Raw genomic sequence first — 685 nt, forward strand, 5'->3', positions numbered from 1 at the left:
GTGGTGAAGCGATCTTCGCCGCGTCCGTCCTTGCCAAGTTCGACCAGATCGGGCGCGTTGCCGATGGCGCCCATGACATCGTTGAACTGCTCCATTCCGTCGCTGTGCCGATGCGCGAACTTCGCAATGTCCTTTCTGGTGAAGGTCGATTGCTGATGCGTGATGGCATCGAGCGCCAAGTTGGGGTCGTCGATGATCCGCACGCCATTGTTACGCGCGATCTCGCGGTGCAGTTCGGCGCGATCTGCTTCAATGCCGGCAGCATCGAGGTGACCGTCCTCAATGCGTTGGGCCGGCGCGCCAATCTGGGTTTGCGGCTCCAAGGCGATGCCCTGCGCTTCCAGGCTGCGATGATCGATGCGCGCGTCGATATCGAGTTCGGCAAGGCGCTCATTGGCAAGCTCGGCCCATCGTTCGCGCCAGCGCTCGACCATTTCAGTGCTGTTCCAGTCGCGTACTTTCGGGCCAAAGCCGTTCTCATCCACTGAGCGCATGGTGAGCATGACATGGGCATGCGGTTTAGTGCTTCCCTCCCCCGCCCTGTCCCAATGCACGTTGAGATCGGCGACCATGCCACGGCCGACAAACTCTGCCTGCACGAAGTCCCGCGCCAGTTCGATGCCTTGCGCCTGGCTCAGCTCGCGTGGAAGAGCAAACTCCACCTCACGGGCCAGCTGCGCATCCT

Annotated in this window: 1 protein-coding gene; it reads right to left on the reverse strand. The window is 61.8% G+C overall.

Going from position 1 to position 685, the window contains the following annotated elements; all coding sequences use genetic code 11:
• Window positions 1–685, reverse strand: a 685-nt coding sequence (locus EN780_RS36420) for a MobA/MobL family protein (protein WP_189557094.1), incomplete at both ends; no start/stop codon positions are given.

Origin of the sequence: Mesorhizobium sp. M4B.F.Ca.ET.089.01.1.1, from assembly GCF_004022605.1 — a bacterium.
GTDB lineage: Bacteria > Pseudomonadota > Alphaproteobacteria > Rhizobiales > Rhizobiaceae > Mesorhizobium > Mesorhizobium abyssinicae.